At 41.3% G+C, this 18970-nt stretch carries 13 protein-coding genes; 12 read left to right on the top strand and 1 reads right to left on the bottom strand.

Going from position 1 to position 18970, the window contains the following annotated elements:
* Positions 1-569: 569 nt before the first annotated feature.
* The 5 genes from rpoC (at position 570) to tuf (ending at position 8879) form a co-directional block, all read left to right on the top strand.
* Positions 570-4184 carry a DNA-directed RNA polymerase subunit beta' gene (rpoC, locus tag FLK20_RS16935; protein ID WP_152657768.1) on the top strand — a complete coding sequence of 1205 codons (3615 nt, stop codon included), beginning with the start codon at positions 570-572 and terminating at the stop codon, positions 4182-4184.
* A gap of 355 nt (positions 4185-4539) precedes the next feature.
* Entirely contained in the window at positions 4540-4953 is a 414-nt protein-coding gene (gene rpsL / locus FLK20_RS16930) for a 30S ribosomal protein S12 (protein ID WP_152657767.1), read from the top strand.
* 36 nt (positions 4954-4989) lie between these two features.
* Positions 4990-5460 carry a 30S ribosomal protein S7 gene (gene rpsG / locus FLK20_RS16925; protein ID WP_152657766.1) on the top strand — a complete coding sequence of 157 codons (471 nt, stop codon included), beginning with the start codon at positions 4990-4992 and terminating at the stop codon, positions 5458-5460.
* Positions 5461-5502: 42 nt separating this feature from the next.
* Entirely contained in the window at positions 5503-7581 is a 2079-nt protein-coding gene (gene fusA / locus FLK20_RS16920; RefSeq protein WP_152657765.1) for an elongation factor G, read from the top strand.
* A 107-nt stretch (positions 7582-7688) separates the two neighbouring features.
* Positions 7689-8879, top strand: a complete 1191-nt coding sequence (gene tuf, locus FLK20_RS16915) for an elongation factor Tu (RefSeq protein ID WP_152657764.1) — start codon at positions 7689-7691, stop codon at positions 8877-8879.
* Positions 8880-9164: 285 nt separating this feature from the next.
* Here the strand turns inward: tuf and glpX are convergent, their stop codons facing one another.
* Positions 9165-10109: a class II fructose-bisphosphatase gene (gene glpX, locus FLK20_RS16910; RefSeq protein ID WP_152657763.1), complete on the bottom strand. Its 945-nt coding sequence runs from the start codon at positions 10107-10109 to the stop codon at positions 9165-9167.
* A 419-nt stretch (positions 10110-10528) separates the two neighbouring features.
* Here glpX and FLK20_RS16905 point away from each other — a divergent pair, with 419 nt between their 5' ends.
* From FLK20_RS16905 to FLK20_RS16875, 7 genes are all read left to right on the top strand, one after another.
* On the top strand, positions 10529-11890 hold the full coding sequence (locus tag FLK20_RS16905; protein ID WP_152657762.1) for a sigma-54 interaction domain-containing protein: 1362 nt from the start codon (positions 10529-10531) through the stop codon (positions 11888-11890).
* 220 nt (positions 11891-12110) lie between these two features.
* Complete coding sequence (locus FLK20_RS16900) at positions 12111-12806, top strand: CoA transferase subunit A (RefSeq protein ID WP_152657761.1); 696 nt, start codon at positions 12111-12113, stop codon at positions 12804-12806.
* Positions 12807-12827: 21 nt separating this feature from the next.
* The gene (locus FLK20_RS16895) at positions 12828-13502 is read left to right on the top strand and encodes a 3-oxoacid CoA-transferase subunit B (protein ID WP_152657760.1); all 675 of its coding nucleotides are present in this window, start codon (positions 12828-12830) and stop codon (positions 13500-13502) included.
* Between the two features lie 51 nt (positions 13503-13553).
* Positions 13554-14330 (top strand): 3-hydroxybutyrate dehydrogenase, encoded by a 777-nt coding sequence (locus FLK20_RS16890; RefSeq protein ID WP_152657759.1) that lies wholly within the window; start codon positions 13554-13556, stop codon positions 14328-14330.
* A gap of 20 nt (positions 14331-14350) precedes the next feature.
* A complete protein-coding gene (locus FLK20_RS16885; protein ID WP_152657758.1) occupies positions 14351-15529 on the top strand; it encodes a thiolase family protein in 1179 nt (392 codons plus the stop codon).
* Between the two features lie 131 nt (positions 15530-15660).
* The gene (locus FLK20_RS16880; protein WP_152657757.1) at positions 15661-16944 is read left to right on the top strand and encodes a GntP family permease; all 1284 of its coding nucleotides are present in this window, start codon (positions 15661-15663) and stop codon (positions 16942-16944) included.
* A gap of 421 nt (positions 16945-17365) precedes the next feature.
* Positions 17366-18691 (top strand): short-chain fatty acid transporter, encoded by a 1326-nt coding sequence (locus FLK20_RS16875; protein ID WP_152657756.1) that lies wholly within the window; start codon positions 17366-17368, stop codon positions 18689-18691.
* Positions 18692-18970 lie beyond the last annotated feature (279 nt).

Below are 18970 nucleotides of genomic sequence, written 5' to 3'. Positions count from 1 at the left end.
TTAAAGAGCTTCAAAGTCTTGGTATGGATGTGAAGATGCTCTCCAGTACAGAAGATGAGATTGATATGCGTGAATTAGAGGATGAAGAAGGTCAAACATCAACGAAGCTTAACATCGAAGTGGAAGAACCACTAAATCAATAAAATTTTGTGCAGGAATGGCTTCACAGGATCGGGACTGGGGCTGGAACTGCGATTACTCGTCCCACCGAAGAGCTTTTGCGAATACTCGCCTCACCGAAAACAGTTGTGGGGATATCTACATTACCCACACGGCGTGAGCGCTCTTAGTGGAAGTTCCTGTTTCATAGAGCCATTCTGCACTTCACATAAAATAAAACTTGGTTCAGGGGGGATTCCCGCTGAATTTAGCTTCAGTTATACAGGAATGCAGTGCCCGTTTTCCCCGGCAGATTTATAATAGTTATCTAACTAGATAAAGGCAGGGGAAATTACGGACACTCACGCTGTGATAAATTTCGTTTAAAGAAACCTCCGACTTTCGCCAAGATATGACGATAAGCCAGGTTTTTTCAAACTTTCTTAACTTGTAAAAGGGAGGATTGCCCCTTGTTGGATGTAAATAATTTTGAGTATATGAAAATAGGGCTTGCTTCACCAGAAAAGATTCGTTCTTGGTCTTACGGTGAAGTGAAAAAACCAGAAACAATTAACTATCGTACGTTAAAACCGGAAAAAGATGGTTTGTTCTGTGAGCGTATCTTTGGGCCGACAAAGGATTGGGAATGTCACTGTGGCAAGTACAAACGTGTCCGTTACAAAGGTGTTGTCTGTGACCGGTGCGGTGTAGAAGTGACAAAGGCTAAAGTACGCCGTGAGCGTATGGGGCATATTGAGCTTGCTGCTCCCGTATCCCATATTTGGTATTTTAAAGGGATTCCGAGCCGGATGGGATTAGTATTAGATATGTCTCCTCGTGCATTAGAGGAAGTTATCTATTTTGCAGCATACATTGTAACCGATCCGGGAAGCACACCTCTTGAGAAGAAGCAATTGCTTTCTGAAAAAGAGTTCCGCTCTTATTATGATAAATACGGTAATAATTTCAAAGCTCAAATGGGAGCAGAAGCTATCCGTAAATTATTACAGGATCTTGACTTAGAAAAAGAAGTCGACGCACTGCGTGAAGAGCTGAAAACAGCTCACGGTCAACGCCGTACGCGTGCTATTAAACGTTTGGAAGTAATGGAAGCATTCCGTAACTCTGGAAACGAAGCAAGCTGGATGATTTTAGATGTCCTTCCAGTTATCCCTCCAGAAATTCGTCCAATGGTTCAATTAGATGGCGGACGTTTCGCTACTTCTGATTTAAATGACCTTTACCGTCGTGTTATTAACCGTAACAACCGCTTAAAACGCCTGCTTGACTTAGGTGCTCCAAGCATTATCGTTCAAAACGAGAAGCGGATGCTTCAAGAAGCTGTCGATGCTTTGATCGATAATGGCCGTCGCGGACGTCCTGTTACAGGACCAGGTAACCGTCCATTAAAATCTCTTTCTCATATGTTGAAAGGGAAGCAGGGCCGTTTCCGTCAAAATCTATTAGGTAAACGTGTTGATTATTCCGGACGTTCTGTTATTGTCGTTGGACCTCATTTGAAGATGTATCAGTGCGGTCTGCCAAGAGAAATGGCGCTGGAACTATTTAAACCGTTTATTATGAAGGAATTAGTATCCAGAGGTCTCGCACACAATATTAAATCAGCGAAGCGAAAAATTGAAAGAGTGCACCCTGATGTATGGGATGTTCTTGAAGATGTTATTAAGGAGCACCCGGTACTGCTTAACCGTGCACCGACCCTTCACAGATTGGGGATTCAAGCATTTGAACCTACGTTGGTTGATGGGCGTGCAATCCGACTGCATCCACTAGTATGTACGGCATATAACGCCGACTTTGATGGGGACCAGATGGCTGTACACGTTCCACTTGGGGCAGAAGCGCAGGCAGAAGCAAGAATTTTAATGCTGGCAGCGCAAAATATTCTTAACCCGAAGGATGGAAAACCAGTTGTTACACCATCACAGGATATGGTGCTTGGAAACTACTACCTTACATTAGAACGTGAAGGTGCCATTGGAGAAGGCTCTTACTTCAAAGATACAAACGAAGCATTAATTGCTTATCAAACTGGATATGCTCATCTGCATACACGTATTGCCGTGCAGGCATCCAGCTTAAATAATAAAACATTTACAGAAAAACAAAACAGCCAGCTGTTGTTAACAACGGTCGGTAAATTAATCTTTAATGAAATTCTTCCAGATTCCTTCCCGTACATGAATGAACCTACAAAAGGGAATTTAGAAGAAAAAACACCGGAAAAATATTTCATTGATTCTGGTACGAATATTAAAGAAGAAATTAAAAAACGTGATGTGATTAAGCCATTTAAGAAAGGCTTCCTGGGTGATATTATCGCTGAAGTATTCAAGCGGTTCAAAATCACGGAAACCTCTAAAATGCTTGACCGTATGAAAGACCTTGGGTTCAGCTACTCTACAAAAGCTGGTATGACAGTTGGTATCTCTGATATCGTTGTACTTGCTGAAAAACAAGGTATCTTAGACGAAGCACAAGTAAAAGTAGATAAAGTGTTAAAACAATTCCGTCGTGGTCTGATAACAGAAGAAGAGCGTTATGACCGTGTTATTGCTATCTGGTCAGAGGCGAAAGATGTTATTCAGGATCGTCTGATGGGGTCATTAAGCGAACGAAATCCGATCTATATGATGAGTGATTCCGGTGCCCGCGGTAACGCATCAAACTTCACCCAGCTTGCTGGTATGCGTGGATTGATGGCTGACCCATCCGGTAAAATTATAGAAATCCCGATCAAGTCCAGTTTCCGTGAAGGGCTAACGGTAATGGAATACTTTATTTCTACGCATGGTGCCCGTAAAGGTCTTGCTGATACAGCACTGAAAACAGCTGATTCAGGCTACTTGACCCGCCGACTTGTAGATGTTGCGCAGGATGTTATCATTCGTGAGGCAGATTGTGGAACGGATCGCGGTCTGAAGGTTGCTGCACTTGTAGATGGATCAGAAGTGATTGAACCGCTATTAGACCGTTTGATCGGCAGAACAGCATTCGAAAATGTACAGCACCCTGAAACTGGTGAATTCATTGTGAAGAAAAATGAACTCATCCACGAAGATCAGGCCAAAGCTATTGTGGAAGCTGGTATTGAAGAAGTAACAATCCGTACAGCCTTCACTTGTAACACGAAGCATGGCGTATGTCAGAAATGTTATGGCCGTAATTTAGCTACTGGATCAGATGTAGAGGTTGGCGAAGCGGTAGGAATTATCGCAGCTCAATCTATCGGAGAGCCGGGTACACAGCTGACAATGCGTACCTTCCATACAGGCGGAGTTGCCGGAGATGATATTACACAAGGTTTACCGCGTATCCAAGAATTATTTGAAGCGCGTAATCCGAAAGGGCAGGCAGTCATTACGGAAATTGCCGGTACGGTTCTGGAAATGAAGGAAGTAAAGGATAGACAAGAAATTGTTATTCAGGGTAGTGTAGAACAACGCAGCTATGCTGTTCCGTACAACGCCCGTTTGAAAGTGCAAGAAGGAGATCAAGTGGAAACCGGGCAAGAGCTTACAGAAGGTTCGGTGGATCCGAAAGAGCTTCTTCGCGTAAAAGGTGTAGAAGGCGTTCAAGACTACCTGCTGAAAGAAGTACAGCGAGTATATCGTATGCAAGGGGTAGAAATCGGAGATAAACACGTAGAGGTAATGGTTCGCCAGATGCTTCGTAAGATCCGTGTTACGTCCTCTGGAGATACAGACGTATTGCCAGGCTCCTTACTTGAATTGCACCAATTCAGGGATGCAAACGAAAAAGTATTTAAAGACGGCGCAGACCCTGCAACAGGGCGTCCGGTATTACTTGGTATCACCAAAGCATCTCTTGAAACGGATTCCTTCTTATCAGCTGCATCCTTCCAGGAAACGACACGTGTCTTGACTGATGCTGCTATTAAAGGAAAACGTGATGAGTTACTTGGCTTAAAAGAGAATGTTATTATCGGTAAGCTTGTCCCGGCTGGTACAGGAATGCCGCAATACCGTACTTTAGAAGCCGAGCTTGATCTGCCGGAATCTGATGAAGAAACAGCAGATGAAGAGAGCACACAAAGAGTATAAAATGGAATGCTGATCAAGAAGGGGATATCCCCTTCTTGTAATCACATTGTAAGTTATTTTTGGGAGCGCCGAAAAAATACCAAGAATATATTGACAAACAATATAGAGGGTGGTATTATATTCAAGGTGCTTCTGATTATGCTTGCAAAAGTAATCTTTAGAAGCAATCCATCATCGGAACGTCGGTTTATTTTAAACAATAATAACAAAAGCAATCTAAGTATGAGATGAACGATTTTTTCGCAAGGATTTTGTGAGAGATTTTTTTATCACTAAAAATGAACCACCTGGATGTGTGGTATTACAAAAGATTGTTATTTGATTACTAAATTCATATTGAGAGGAGGAAAACTCAATGCCAACAATTAATCAGCTAGTTCGTAAAGGCCGTGTGTCTAAGACAAAAAAGTCTGACTCACCTGCACTTAATAAAGGCTATAACAGCTTTAAAAAGAAAATGACTGATCAGAGCTCTCCGCAAAAGCGTGGTGTATGTACTCGTGTAGGTACATTAACTCCTAAGAAACCAAACTCTGCACTTCGTAAATATGCGCGTGTACGTTTGTCTAACAACATGGAGGTAACTGCATACATCCCTGGTATTGGCCATAACCTGCAAGAACACAGTGTTGTTCTTATCCGTGGCGGCCGTGTAAAAGACTTACCGGGGGTACGTTATCACATCGTACGTGGAGCACTTGATACTGCTGGAGTAGAAGGCCGTATGCAAGGACGCTCTAAATATGGAACGAAAAGACCTAAAAAATAAGTAATAGAAATAACATAAGGGAAAGGAGGATGTACAATGCCTCGTAAAGGTCCAGTACCAAAGCGTGATGTATTACCAGATCCGCTTTATAACTCAAAATTAGTTACACGCCTCATCAACCAAATCATGATCGATGGGAAACGTGGTAAAGCACAAAAAATCCTTTATAATGCGTTTGAATTAGTTGCTGAAAGAAGCGGCCAAAACGCAATGGAAGTTTTTGAGCAAGCAATGAAAAATGTTATGCCAGTACTTGAAGTACGTGCCCGCCGTGTTGGTGGTTCAAACTATCAAGTGCCAGTGGAGGTTCGTCCAGAACGTCGTCAGGCTTTAGGATTACGTTATATTGTTAATTACTCTCGCCTGCGCGGAGAAAAAACAATGGAAGAACGTCTTGCTAATGAAATTCTTGATGCTTCTAACAACACAGGAGCTGCTGTTAAGAAAAGAGAAGACATGCATAAAATGGCAGAAGCGAACAAAGCATTCGCTCACTACCGTTGGTAATATAAATCAAAGCATTTTTTTCTATAGGAAGGAGAAGAATACATGGCTAGAGAGTTCTCCTTGGAAAAGACACGTAATATCGGTATTATGGCGCACATTGATGCAGGAAAAACCACTACTACTGAGCGTATTCTTTTCTATACAGGACGTATTCATAAAATTGGTGAAACTCATGAAGGTGCATCGCAAATGGACTGGATGGAGCAGGAGCAGGAGCGTGGAATTACAATTACTTCCGCTGCAACAACTGCTGCCTGGAAAGACCACCGTATTAATATCATCGATACACCGGGACACGTAGACTTCACAGTTGAGGTTGAACGTTCTCTTCGTGTACTGGATGGTGCGGTAACTGTACTAGATGCGCAATCTGGTGTTGAACCACAAACGGAAACAGTATGGCGTCAAGCGACAACATATGGTGTTCCACGTATTGTTTTCATTAACAAAATGGACAAAACAGGTGCAGATTTCTTGTATTCAACAAATACATTAAAAGAGCGCCTTGGTGCAAATGCACATCCAATCCAAATGCCTATCGGTGCTGAGGATGAATTCAGTGGAATTATTGACTTGGTTAAGATGGAAGCTCATATCTATCTGGATGATTTAGGTCAAACTGCTGAGACTACTGAAATTCCTGCCGAGTTAAAAGACGAAGCAGAAGAGCTGCGTGCTAACTTGGTGGAAGCAGTAGCTGAAACTGATGAAGAGCTAATGATGAAGTATCTTGAAGGAGAAGAAATTTCTAACGAGGAACTTGCAAATGCTATTCGTCAAGCAACATTAAATGTAGACTTCTATCCGGTACTTTGCGGATCTGCATTTAAAAACAAAGGTGTTCAGTTAATGCTTGATGCCGTACTTGCTTATCTTCCTGCTCCAACAGACGTACCTCCAATTGAAGGTATCGTTCCTGGAACAGAAGAGAAAGTAACCCGCCCATCTTCTGATGATGCGCCGTTCTCTGCATTAGCATTTAAAGTTATGACGGACCCTTATGTTGGTAAACTGACATTCTTCCGTGTGTACTCTGGTACACTTAACTCAGGTTCTTACGTAAAGAACTCTGTAAAAGATAAACGTGAGCGTATCGGACGTATCCTGCAAATGCACGCAAACTCCCGTGAAGAGATCTCTGTTGCTTATTCAGGTGAAATTGCTGCTGCAGTAGGTTTAAAAGATACAACCACAGGGGATACACTATGTGACGAAAAGAATCTTGTTATTCTTGAGTCTATGGAGTTCCCTGAACCAGTTATCTCTGTTGCGATTGAGCCAGAAACAAAAGCAGACCAGGATAAAATGGGAATTGCGCTATCTAAGCTTGCGGAAGAGGATCCAACTTTCCGTACAGAAACTAATACAGAAACGGGACAAACTATCATCTCTGGTATGGGTGAACTTCACCTGGATATCATTGTTGACCGTTTGAAACGTGAATTTAAAGTTGGTGCAACAGTTGGTGCTCCACAGGTTTCTTACAGAGAAACTTTCCGTGCTGCTGCTGAAGTAGAAGGTAAATTCGTACGTCAGTCTGGTGGACGCGGACAATTCGGTCACGTTTGGATTAAATTTGAGCCAAACGAAGAAGGCGCCGGATTCGAATTCGTTAATAATATCGTTGGTGGGGTTGTTCCTCGTGAGTACATCCCGGCTGTTCAACAAGGTGTTGAAGAAGCAATGGACAATGGTGTCCTTGCCGGATATCCATTAATCGATGTAAAAGCTACATTATATGATGGAAGCTATCACGATGTCGATTCCAACGAAATGGCGTTTAAAGTAGCTGCTTCTATGGCACTTAAAGCTGCTAAAAACAAATGTAACCCAGTTCTGCTTGAGCCAATGATGAGAGTAGAAATTGTTGTTCCAGAAGAATACATGGGAGACATCATGGGTGATGTTACATCTCGTCGTGGGCGCGTAGAAGGTATGGAAGCACGCGGAACTGCGCAAGTAGTTAAAGCATTCGTACCGCTTGCAGAAATGTTTGGCTATGCAACTTCATTACGTTCAAACACGCAAGGTCGCGGAGTGTATACAATGCACTTTGATCACTACGAAGAAACACCGAAAAGCATTACAGAAGAAATTATCAAGAAAAATGCAGGTGAATAATTGATTTTTTCTTCAATCTAACGTATAACATTTAATAAAGGCTGGGAAATTCTAATAGAACTTCCTGGCTCATAAAAATTGCTATATATTTAAAGGAGGAACTATAAATGGCTAAAGAAAAATTCGACCGCTCGAAAAGTCACGTAAACATTGGAACAATTGGTCACGTTGACCATGGTAAAACAACTTTAACTGCTGCAATCACTACTGTTATGGCAAAACGTAATGGTGATGGTACTGCAATGGCATACGATCAAATCGATGGTGCTCCAGAAGAGAAAGAACGCGGAATTACAATCGCAACTTCTCACGTAGAGTATGAAACAGAAACTCGTCACTATGCACACGTTGACTGCCCAGGTCACGCTGACTACGTTAAAAACATGATCACTGGTGCTGCACAAATGGATGGAGCTATCCTTGTAGTATCTGCTGCAGATGGTCCAATGCCACAAACTCGTGAGCACATCCTATTATCTCGTAACGTTGGGGTACCTTCTATCGTAGTATTCCTTAACAAAACAGATATGGTAGACGATGAAGAGCTACTTGAATTAGTTGAAATGGAAGTTCGTGATTTACTATCTGAGTATGACTTCCCTGGTGATGATGTACCAGTTGTTGCTGGTTCTGCTCTTAAAGCACTTGAAGGCGACGAAGAATATGAAGAGAAAATTGTTGAGCTTATGGCTGCAGTTGATGAGTATGTACCAACTCCAGAACGTGATACAGAAAAACCATTCATGATGCCGGTTGAGGATGTATTCTCTATCACTGGTCGTGGTACTGTTGCTACAGGTCGTGTTGAACGTGGACAAGTTAGCGTTGGGGACGAAGTAGAAATCATCGGTCTTGCTGAAGAGTCTTCTAAAACAACTGTAACTGGAGTAGAAATGTTCCGTAAGCTTCTTGATTATGCAGAAGCTGGAGATAACATTGGTGCTTTACTACGTGGTGTGGCTCGTGAAGATATCAACCGTGGTCAAGTATTGGCTAAGCCTGGTACAATCACTCCACACACAAACTTCAAAGCGGAAGTTTATGTATTATCAAAAGAGGAAGGTGGACGTCATACGCCATTCTTCTCTAACTACCGCCCTCAGTTCTACTTCCGTACTACGGACGTAACTGGAGTAATTCAACTTCCAGAAGGAACTGAAATGGTAATGCCTGGAGATAACATCGAAATGACTGTAGAACTTATTTCACCAATCGCGATCGAAGACGGTACTCGTTTCTCTATCCGTGAAGGTGGACGTACAGTTGGATCTGGCGTTGTATCTTCTATCCAAAAATAATAATTGCTTAAAATAAAAAGGCAGCGTGACGACGCTGTCTTTTTTGCACTTTAAGAAAGTATTTAAGGAATAAAGTATAAGCGTAAGGATTTTCGGTGGGGCGAGTAATCGCAGTTCCAGTCCCAACTAAGGCAATCCTGCGCCTTTCAGGCTTGGCTTGCCAAATCTTCTTTAATGGCTTCCCCATTCATTTGGCGATTACTCAAAATCTTAATTCGTAATATCAGTATGGAAATAACGAGGGTCAGGTACCTTCGTTATTTTTGTCGGGCTCTTTACATTCTCTTAGATAGAAGGTTTAGCATGCTCTGTTGTTATTAGACGAAAACATTTATCTAGCCCATTTAAAACAATAGAATGCGTCGTAAAAGCATTCTGGTTATTTTCTATTCCTGGTAATAGCATATTGCCGGTAATGCTTGTTGCGATAAAAGCACATTCATCTGTAGCAACTAATTGATGATGCGAAAGAGCTTTATTTGGAGACGTGAGTCCCATCGACACACAGCGATTCCATTGCTCATCTGTATTAGGAAGTAATCTTGCCTGCATTTCTCCGCCTAGACTTTTGACACCGACAGCTGCAAGAACTCCTTCAGGCGCGCCGCCAATGCCAATAAATAAGTCTGCATCACTTCGATGGATACATGTTGCAATGGCAGGAATAACATCTCCTTCTTCAAATAATTCTGTTCTAACGCCTAAAGCATGTGCCTGTTCTACCCAATGGCTATGCCTCTCTCGATCCTGAATAATCAATTTTAATTCCTCAACCTTTTTCCCTTTTGCCTCTGCAATAATACGTAAATTTTTCTCCAGCGAAAAATCAATGTTAATCTTACCTGCTGCCTCAGGCCCAGTTACAATCTTCTCCATATACATATCAGGAGCATGAAGCAATGTACCTTCCTTAGCAACAGCAATGACAGCAATTGCGTTATTTTTTCCTTTAGAAGTAGAGGTAGTGCCATCAATTGGATCAACAGCGACATCAATACCTGCACCATTTCCCGTTCCCACTTTTTCGCCGATAAATAACATGGGAGCTTCGTCAACTTCTCCTTCACCAATAACAACCTTGCCATCCATAGGTATTCTGTTAAGTAAAGTGCGCATGGCATCTGTAGCTGCCTGATCAGCCTCTATTTTATTTCCTGTTCCAATCCATGGGTACGTTGCAAGTGCTGCGGACTCAGTAACATGTAGAAAATCTTGAATAAACGGGTTCATAACTGCCATCTCCTTTAAGGTTTTATCCTTTAAAATAACTATCTATAATTAAATACCTCATTTAATTTTCACTATTTTAAAATACCAGCTAAATGAGTATTTAAATTAATAGTAATATAATTTTCGTTTTATATCAATATCTTTCGTTTATTATTATTTTTTATTTATATCTTTTGTTTTGTGGAAGTGAAGATTAGAAAATCAATATGTGGTGATATAAAGAATAATGACGATAACAATTAATGAAGGAAGTACGATACAAAAATGCAAACACTTTAATAATTTGTACTCCTCTATGAAAAAGGCATTCCTCCGATAGACAAGAGTTTGGTATGATAAAAACAACAGGTTTAAAATGTGAACAATAAGAGTGGGTTTAATGGGTGTAAAATCATGAGCTGTGGGATAGGGGAGAAAAGATGCTTTTTAATAATAAATACAGAGAAGAGATCATTGAAGCTGTTTTTGAAAAAACGAATTTTTGTTTTGTTGTTGTTAACGAGCGGGGATTAGTTACATATTTAAATAAAAATTATTGTGATTTTATCGAAGTCAGGCTGGAGGACGTATTGGGGAAACATGTCACAGATGTTATTGAAAATACCAGAATGCATATTGTTGCACAAACAGGTAAGGAGGAAATTGCTGATCTGCAATATATAAAAGGGAATCATATGATTGCTAATCGTATCCCGTTGTTTGCTGATGGGAAATTAGTTGGTGCTGTTGGAACAGTACTATATAGAGATACAGAAGAATGGAAGAAAATGAATTCTCATATCAAGAATTTATTATTAGAAATTGAAAACTATCAGAAGAAGTTAAGTAATCCAAGGGGAGCAACTTATTCATTACAAGATGTTGTCGGCAGCTCTGTCCAAATCAATGAAATTAAAGAAAAGATTAAGAAGGTTTCATCAGGAGATGCTTCCATATTATTAGAAGGAGGCAGTGGTACAGGAAAAGAGCTTTTTGCGCATAGTATTCACCATTTAAGTGAGCGCAGTGCGAAGCCATTTATAAAAGTAAACTGTGCAGCAATCCCGGTGGATTTGCTGGAGTCTGAATTATTTGGTTATGAAGGTGGTGCATTTACAGGAGCTAAAAAAGAAGGGAAGCTGGGTAAATTTCAGTTGGCCGATGGAGGTACTCTTTTTTTGGATGAGATTGGAGATATGCCATTAAATGCACAAGTGAAGATCCTTCGTGTTCTGCAGGAAGGGGAGGTTGAAGCAATCGGTGCGGAAAGGACACAGAAAATTGATGTACGAATTATTTCTGCAACAAATCAGTCAATTGAAAAACTAATTAAGGAAAATCGCTTTCGGGAAGACCTTTATTATCGTATTAATGTAATTTCTATTAAAATTCCTCCTCTAAAGGAAAGGGCAGAAGATATTCGTGTAACTGCAAAATTTTTACTTGATAAAATTACCCAACGTACGGGAAAGAGAGTAATCAGCTTCAGTGATTCTGTCATGAAGTTTTTTATGCACTATGATTGGCCGGGAAATGTTCGGGAGCTGGAAAATGTGATTGAATCTGCAGTGCACCTGACAAATACAGAAATTATCGAATTGGAAGATTTACCGGACCATATGCAACAAAGTCTTTATATAACAAAAGAGGGCATGGGTTTGAAGGAGATTTTGGCCAATGCAGAAAAACAGGCAATTGCCGGCGCTGTCAGTCAATCGAATGGAGATAAAATAAAAGCTGCTGAGTTGCTAGGTATCAGCAAATCCAGTTTTTATGAAAAAATAAAAAAGTATGACTTATAAATTCCTGAAATATGGAATGCATTCCGTAAAGCTGGAAATGTTAAGATTTTAGATTTGAAAGGGTTTACAAAGTCCTGAATTAGAAGGGAAAGTCTATAGTCCATGAATCTGGAATATAGGCTTTTCAATTTGTAGTTACTTTTATTGCCTGCTCTTTATTTCCTTATATAATCAATATTGGCACATTTTTTGCTAGTATATTATGGAGGGAGAGATGCAGATGAAAACAATTTATACATCTTTTGAAGAAGCTGTAAAAAATATTCAAGATGGTTCTACCATTATGGTAGGTGGCTTTGGACTTGTGGGGATTCCCGAGAATCTTATTTTGGCTCTGGTAAACTCACGGGTTAAGCATCTCACAGTTATATCAAATAATTGTGGTGTAGATGACTGGGGGCTTGGATTACTTCTGAAAAATAAGCAGATTGATAAAATGATTGGTTCTTATGTAGGCGAGAATAAGGAGTTTGAGCGGCAGGTGCTGGCAGGAGAATTAGAGGTTGAATTGACACCTCAAGGCACACTGGCAGAGAGAATTCGAGCTGGCGGAGCAGGGATTCCGGCATTTTATACACCTGCTGGAGTCGGGACGCCCATTGCGGAAGCAGGAGAGATACGCGTCTTTAACGATAAAGAATATTTACTGCAAACAGCATTAAAGGCAGACTTCAGTTTGATCAGAGCTGCTGTTGGCGATGATGCAGGGAATTTGGTTTATAACAAGACGGCGAGAAATTTTAATCCGATGATGGCAGCAGCAGGGAAAGTAACGATTGCAGAAGTGGAGCAGCTGGTTGAAACAGGTTCTATTGACCCGGATCATGTTCATACACCAGGAATCTATGTTCAGGCTATGATTGAAGGTAAACAGGAAAAACGTATAGAGCGTTTAACCGTAAGGCAGGAAATATAAACCGGGCGGAGGATAAAATAGGTGGTAAAACAATTAGATAAAGTATCTGTCAGAGAAAGAATTGCAAAACGGGCTGAGCAGGAAATCGAAAGCGGTTACTATGTCAATTTAGGAATCGGAATGCCGACAATGGTTGCCAACTATATTCAAGAGGGAAAGCAAGTTGTGCTTCAATCGGAAAATGGTCTGCTTGGTATAGGTAAGTCTCCTTTAGAAACAGAGGTTGACCCGGATTTAATTAATGCAGGCAAGGAAACAGTAACGGCACAAAGAGGGGCGTCCTGCTTCAGTAATGCAGAATCGTTTGCAATGATTCGAGGTGAGCATTTAGACCTTGCTATTCTGGGAGGGATGGAAGTTTCCCAAACGGGAGATTTGGCTAACTGGATGATTCCGGGAAAGATGATTAAAGGGATGGGCGGCGCGATGGATATTGTGCATGGTGCTAAAAAAATCGTCGTTATTATGGATCATGTGAATAAGTATAACGAGCCGAAGATATTGAAAAAATGCAGTCTACCCTTAACCGGGAAGCAGGTAGTGAACAGGATAATTACGGATCGTGCGGTAATTGATGTAGAGAAAAATAATCTTGTGCTGGTTGAAGTGGCAGAAGGATGGACGGTTGAAGAGGTTTTAGCATCAACGGAAGCGGAGCTCAGAATCAGTGATTATTTACAAACAGGAGCTTATTAAAATAATTCATTGGCATGAAGATAGGTTCAGTTAAAAAGGGGGATCTTTGAAATGGTAGAAAATAAGGTAGTTTTTATAACAGGAGCAGCCAGCGGTATTGGATATGAAATTGGTCGCGAATTTGCAAATAATGGCGCAAAGGTAGCTTTATCAGATGTAAATGCGGAGAAAGTGAAGGAGGTTTCGGAAGATTTAAAGCAGAAGGGCTATGAATGTATCGGCCTGAAATGCGATGTTACCAATGAAGAAGAGCTTAAACAGGCTTTAGATAGAACAATAGAAAAATATGGGAAAATAGATGTTTTAATTAATAATGCTGGATTACAGCATGTATCCTCTATTGAAGATTTTCCAACTGAAAAGTTTGAGTTCATGATAAAGGTAATGCTGGTGGCTCCATTTATGGCAACAAAACATATTTTTCCGCTTATGAAAGAGCAGGGGTTTGGACGAATTATTAATATGGCATCCATTAATGGGCTGATTGGTTTTGCGGGAAAAGCGGCATATAACAGTGCCAAGCATGGAGTGATTGGTTTAACCAAAGTGGCTGCCTTAGAGGGCGCAGCAGACGGAATCACGGTGAATGCTATCTGCCCGGGATATGTGGATACACCGCTTGTACGCGGGCAATTTGAAGACCTGGCCAAAAACCGGAATATTCCGGTGGAAAAAGTATTGGAGGAGGTATTATACCCGCTTGTACCGCAGAAACGCCTTTTGGCTGTACAGGAAATTGCGGATTATGCGATGTTTTTAGCCAGTGATAAAGCAAAAGGAGTTACTGGGCAGGCAATTGTATTAGATGGGGGATATACAGCGCAATAAAAAAGTGAAGAGGTGATAAAATGACAAACATTTATCTGATTGAAGGGGCGAGATCCCCGTTTGGTACATTCGGCGGCAGCCTAAAGGATGCTGATCCGACTGAACTAGGTGTAGCAGTAAGTAAGGAAGCAATGCGCCGCAGCGGTATTCGTGGCGAAGATATAGATCTATGTGTTTTCGGAAATGTCATTCATTCCGGAAAGAATGCACCGTATCTTACAAGACATATTGCATTGCGGGCAGGCGTACCGTTATCCAGTCCTGCACTTACAGTAAATCGTTTGTGCGGGTCAGGGCTGCAATCGGTAGTCTCGGCAGGTCAATCGATTTTGCTGGGTGAAGGAAAGGTAGCCTTGGCTGGAGGAGTCGAAAATATGAGTCAGTCTCCTTTTGCATTAAGAGGGAGCAGATTCGGCACCAAATTAAGAACTCCGCAAGTGGATGACATGCTTTGGGCAGCTTTAACAGATGAATATATCGGTTCAGGAATGGGCATTACAGCAGAAAATATAGCTGAAAAATATCAAATTTCCCGCGAGGAGCAGGATGTATATGCTTATCTGAGTCACCAGCGGGCGGCAAAAGCACAAAAAGCAGGAAAGCTGGAGGAGGAAATTATCCCGATTGAATTAAAATCCAGAAAAGGTACAACGATTGTAAATACGGATGAACATATTCGTGAACATACAACGGTGGAGAAGCTGGCTGGCTTAAAACCCTCCTTTAAGAAGGATGGAACGGTTACAGGAGGTAATGCAAGCGGAATTAATGACGGGGCTGGGGCAGTTGTTGTGGCGAATGAAAGTTATGTTGAGCAGCATCAGCTGCAGCCGCTGGCAAGAATTGTATCTTGGGGCATTGCAGGTGTTGAACCGGAATATATGGGAATTGGACCTGTTCCAGCAATAAAGCAAGCTTTACAAAAGGCTGAGCTTACACTGGATGATATTGATTTATTTGAAGTAAATGAAGCATTTGCTGCGCAGTATTTAGCTGTTGAGAAGGTGCTCGGCTTACATCGTGAGCAAGTAAATGTTAATGGAGGGGCTATCGCCCTGGGGCATCCGATTGGAGCCAGCGGCACAAGAGTGCTTTACTCGCTGGTGAAAGAGTTGAAGAGAAGCGGAAAAAAATACGGTATTGTCTCGCTTTGCGTTGGAGGAGGACAGGGGATTGCGATGATAGTGGAAGCAGGATAAATCAATATGATGAAGCGGGGAATATGTTCTTTTCGAATTCTGGAGGGGCTGGCATATGGATGGGCAGCTATAAAGATCTGCTCCTCCTGCATAGAACAACATGAGAGTTTGAGAAACGGAGGGGTAGAATAATGTTTGGAATTATTTTAGGTCTCGTTGTTTTAATGGTTCTTGCTTATTTAGGGTGGTCCATTATTTGGATTGCTCCCATTGCGGCGGGAGTTGTTGCGTTAACGGGAGGGCTGGATCTTTTAGAAGCATATACAGACACCTATATGAGCGGATTTGTTAATTTTGCTAAACAATGGTTTCCTGTCTTCATGCTAGGAGCGGTTTTCGGAAAGCTGATGGAAGACACAGGAATGGCGAAGTCCGTCGCTGTTGCATTAACAAAAGTAATCGGTACGGGGCGAGCCATATTAGGAGTGCTTGTTTCCTGTGCTGTTTTAACCTACGGAGGCGTGAGCTTATTTGTTGTAGTGTTTGCAGTCTATCCGCTTGCATTGACATTATTCAAAGAAGCAAATATCAGCAGGCGCTTAATTCCTGGTACAGTTGCATTAGGGTCCTTTACATTTACGATGACAGCTATTCCGGGAACACCGCAAATTCAAAATTTAATTCCGGTTACGTATTTTGATACAAATGCAATGGCAGCACCGGTCATGGGGATTACGGCAGCGATTATTATGGCTGTCGGGGGTTATTTTTATATGCGGTGGAGAGAAAAGCAGCTTACTGCAAAAGGAGAAGTCTATACAGAACCGAAAGATAATAAAATTGTTGATGTAGAAGGGGAAACACCGCATTTTATTTTATCAATCTTACCGTTGATTACTGTTGTGGTAACTTTAAATATTTTTGGATGGGATATTGTGGTTGCTTTATTATCGGGAATTCTTTTATTGCTTCTATTGAATATCACAAAGTTCAAAGGGTTTGTGAAAGCTATTAACAATGGTGCAGTAGGTTCAGTTACTGCCATTGTCAACACGAGTGCTGCTGTTGGATTTGGTACTGTTGTCCAGGCAGTTCCCGGTTTTGACCGGCTTACAGCACTATTGATGGGGGTTAAAGGAAACCCGCTAATTTCAGAAGCAATTGCTGTTAATATTCTGGCTGGTGCGACAGGGTCTGCGTCAGGAGGAATGGGAATTGCACTGGAAGCCTTAGGTGAGCGATATTACGAGCTGGCACTTAGTTCAGGTATTGATCCGGAGGCGTTTCACCGGATTGCCTCCCTGTCATCAGGAGGACTGGATGCAATGCCGCATAATGGTGCAGTTATCACATTGCTTACCATTACAGGGATGACGCATAAAAACAGCTATAAAGATATTTTTGTAGTAGCGGTAGCTATTCCGATTCTGGCAATTGTTGCAGCAATCATTCTGGCATCTTTCGGCATCTACTAATGTTCTATAGATAAAAGCGAATGTCTCTGCTGCGTTATAATAGAGTGAATCCTCATCCTGGCAGGGGATGAGGAGAGCAGTCTTGGCTGATTAAGTGTCATTTTTATAGGATAGTTGATAAAGAAGAGGCATGATAGAATATAGATAGGGTGCTCAAAAAGCCAAACAAAAATGACGCGCTAGGAAAAGGGATCTCTGCTAATCACTTCCATATCATACGGATAACGCAGGAGGCATCACGTCCTGTGAAAGTGCGTCGGCTTGCTTTTCCGGTTATTCAGGTATGTAAAAGCATACGCTCCGTTGAGGTCTTAGCCGACTCAGCTCTTTTGACCGGACTTTTTGAACACCACACATAGAACCGATTCTGTAATTTTTGGGGGATTCGGTTGACATATCAGCACACAGGGGGGGAGTTCTATTGAAAGTTTTAACGGGGTTCTTTGACAGATTGGTACAGAGGTATTTACCAGATGCTTTTTTATTTGCTATTATTTTGACAATTTTTGTTTACTTATTAGGTGTTTTTTTTACAAATAGTGGTCCGATGGAAATGATAGCCTATTGGGGGGATGGTTTTTGGGATTTGCTTGCATTTGGCATGCAAATGTCGCTTGTAGTTGTTACGGGATACATTTTAGCAAGTACACCTGTAGTGAAACGTTTCTTGGCTAAAATCAGCAGATTAGCTAAAACTCCGGGACAAGCGGTGATGCTTGTAACTTTCGTAGCTTTAATTGCCTGTTTAATAAACTATGGCTTTGGACTTGTTGTAGGAGCATTATTTGCTGTGCATGTTGCAAAGCGAATTCCAACAGTGGATTACCGAATACTTATTGCCAGTGCATACAGCGGCATGGTTATCTGGCATGGCGGCTTTTCCGGATCAGTACCATTGCTTATTGCCACTCCGGGTCATTTCTTAGAAGATGCCATTGGGCTAATTCCTGTAACAGAGACATTGTTCAGCTCATTTAATGTATTTATTGTTATTACACTATTAATTACACTTCCGCTTTTTAATCGATACTTACTAAAAGGTGCAGACCCTTTAAGTAAAATTAATCCATCGTTATGGAAGGATGAGTCAGAAGAGAAAACAGAAGCTGAGGCTCATCAGCCTGTAACACCGGCAGAGAGGGTAGAAAACAGCCAGGTTTTATCGCTTCTGATTGGTGTTATGGGTCTCGTTTTTATCGGATATCATTTCGTTACAAATGGATTTGACCTGAATATAAACATTGTCAATTTTATTTTTCTTTTCTTGGGAATTATTCTCCATAGAACACCGAAGCGTTTTCTGGAAACGGTAGGGAACGGTGTGAAGAATGCTGGGGGGATTATTGTACAGTTTCCTTTCTACGCAGGGATTATGGGAATGATGGTAGCATCAGGGTTATCCGATCAGATTTCATTATGGTTTGTCAGTTTTTCCACCGAATATACATTACCAATTTTTACATTTCTCAGCGCCGGTCTTGTAAATGTTTTTGTACCATCTGGCGGAGGGCAGTGGGCTGTGCAAGGTCCAATTATGATCCAAGCAGCTCTTGAAATTGGTGCGGATACAGCAAAAACAGCAATGGCTGTTGCCTGGGGGGATGCTTGGACAAATATGATTCAGCCATTTTGGGCTTTACCTGTACTTGCGATCGCAGGATTGAAGATACGAGATATTATGGGTTTTTGTGTCATGATTCTACTGTTTAGTTTTATTCCAATTGCAATCGGCTTTTTACTATTGTAATAGACACTCCTTGCGAGATATATTGAAGCGGAACGGTAAACTAGCCGGTTCCGCTTATTATTATTATTGTGGAATGTAAGAGATCTTGTGAAATCAGATGAGCAGGAATTCTTCTATTATATAAGGAAAACAAAAAAACTTTTAAATTCCTCTTGCAATCGTACAGGGAACTATGTATAATATAAAAATGTGCAAACTTATAGGTGGTTATCTATGAGCTTGCTATGATTAACTATTTCTAGTATAATAAAATGGTTGGTCAATTAATGCGATGATGCG

Source organism: Oceanobacillus sp. CFH 90083 (genome assembly GCF_009389585.1).
Taxonomy (GTDB): Bacteria; Bacillota; Bacilli; order Bacillales; family Amphibacillaceae; genus Oceanobacillus.
The sequence above is the reverse complement of the archived record's forward strand: the minus strand, read 5'-3'. Positions and strand labels throughout refer to the sequence as shown.

Coding starts and splice junctions, on each gene's coding strand:
- rpsL (WP_152657767.1), top strand. CDS start 4,540: ATGCCAACAATTAATCAGCTAGTTCGTAAAGGCCGTGTGTCTAAGACA.
- FLK20_RS16885 (WP_152657758.1), top strand. CDS start 14,351: ATGACAAACATTTATCTGATTGAAGGGGCGAGATCCCCGTTTGGTACA.
- FLK20_RS16905 (WP_152657762.1), top strand. CDS start 10,529: ATGCTTTTTAATAATAAATACAGAGAAGAGATCATTGAAGCTGTTTTT.
- FLK20_RS16890 (WP_152657759.1), top strand. CDS start 13,554: ATGGTAGAAAATAAGGTAGTTTTTATAACAGGAGCAGCCAGCGGTATT.
- rpsG (WP_152657766.1), top strand. CDS start 4,990: ATGCCTCGTAAAGGTCCAGTACCAAAGCGTGATGTATTACCAGATCCG.
- FLK20_RS16900 (WP_152657761.1), top strand. CDS start 12,111: ATGAAAACAATTTATACATCTTTTGAAGAAGCTGTAAAAAATATTCAA.
- FLK20_RS16880 (WP_152657757.1), top strand. CDS start 15,661: ATGTTTGGAATTATTTTAGGTCTCGTTGTTTTAATGGTTCTTGCTTAT.
- tuf (WP_152657764.1), top strand. CDS start 7,689: ATGGCTAAAGAAAAATTCGACCGCTCGAAAAGTCACGTAAACATTGGA.
- fusA (WP_152657765.1), top strand. CDS start 5,503: ATGGCTAGAGAGTTCTCCTTGGAAAAGACACGTAATATCGGTATTATG.
- glpX (WP_152657763.1), bottom strand. CDS start 10,109: ATGAACCCGTTTATTCAAGATTTTCTACATGTTACTGAGTCCGCAGCA.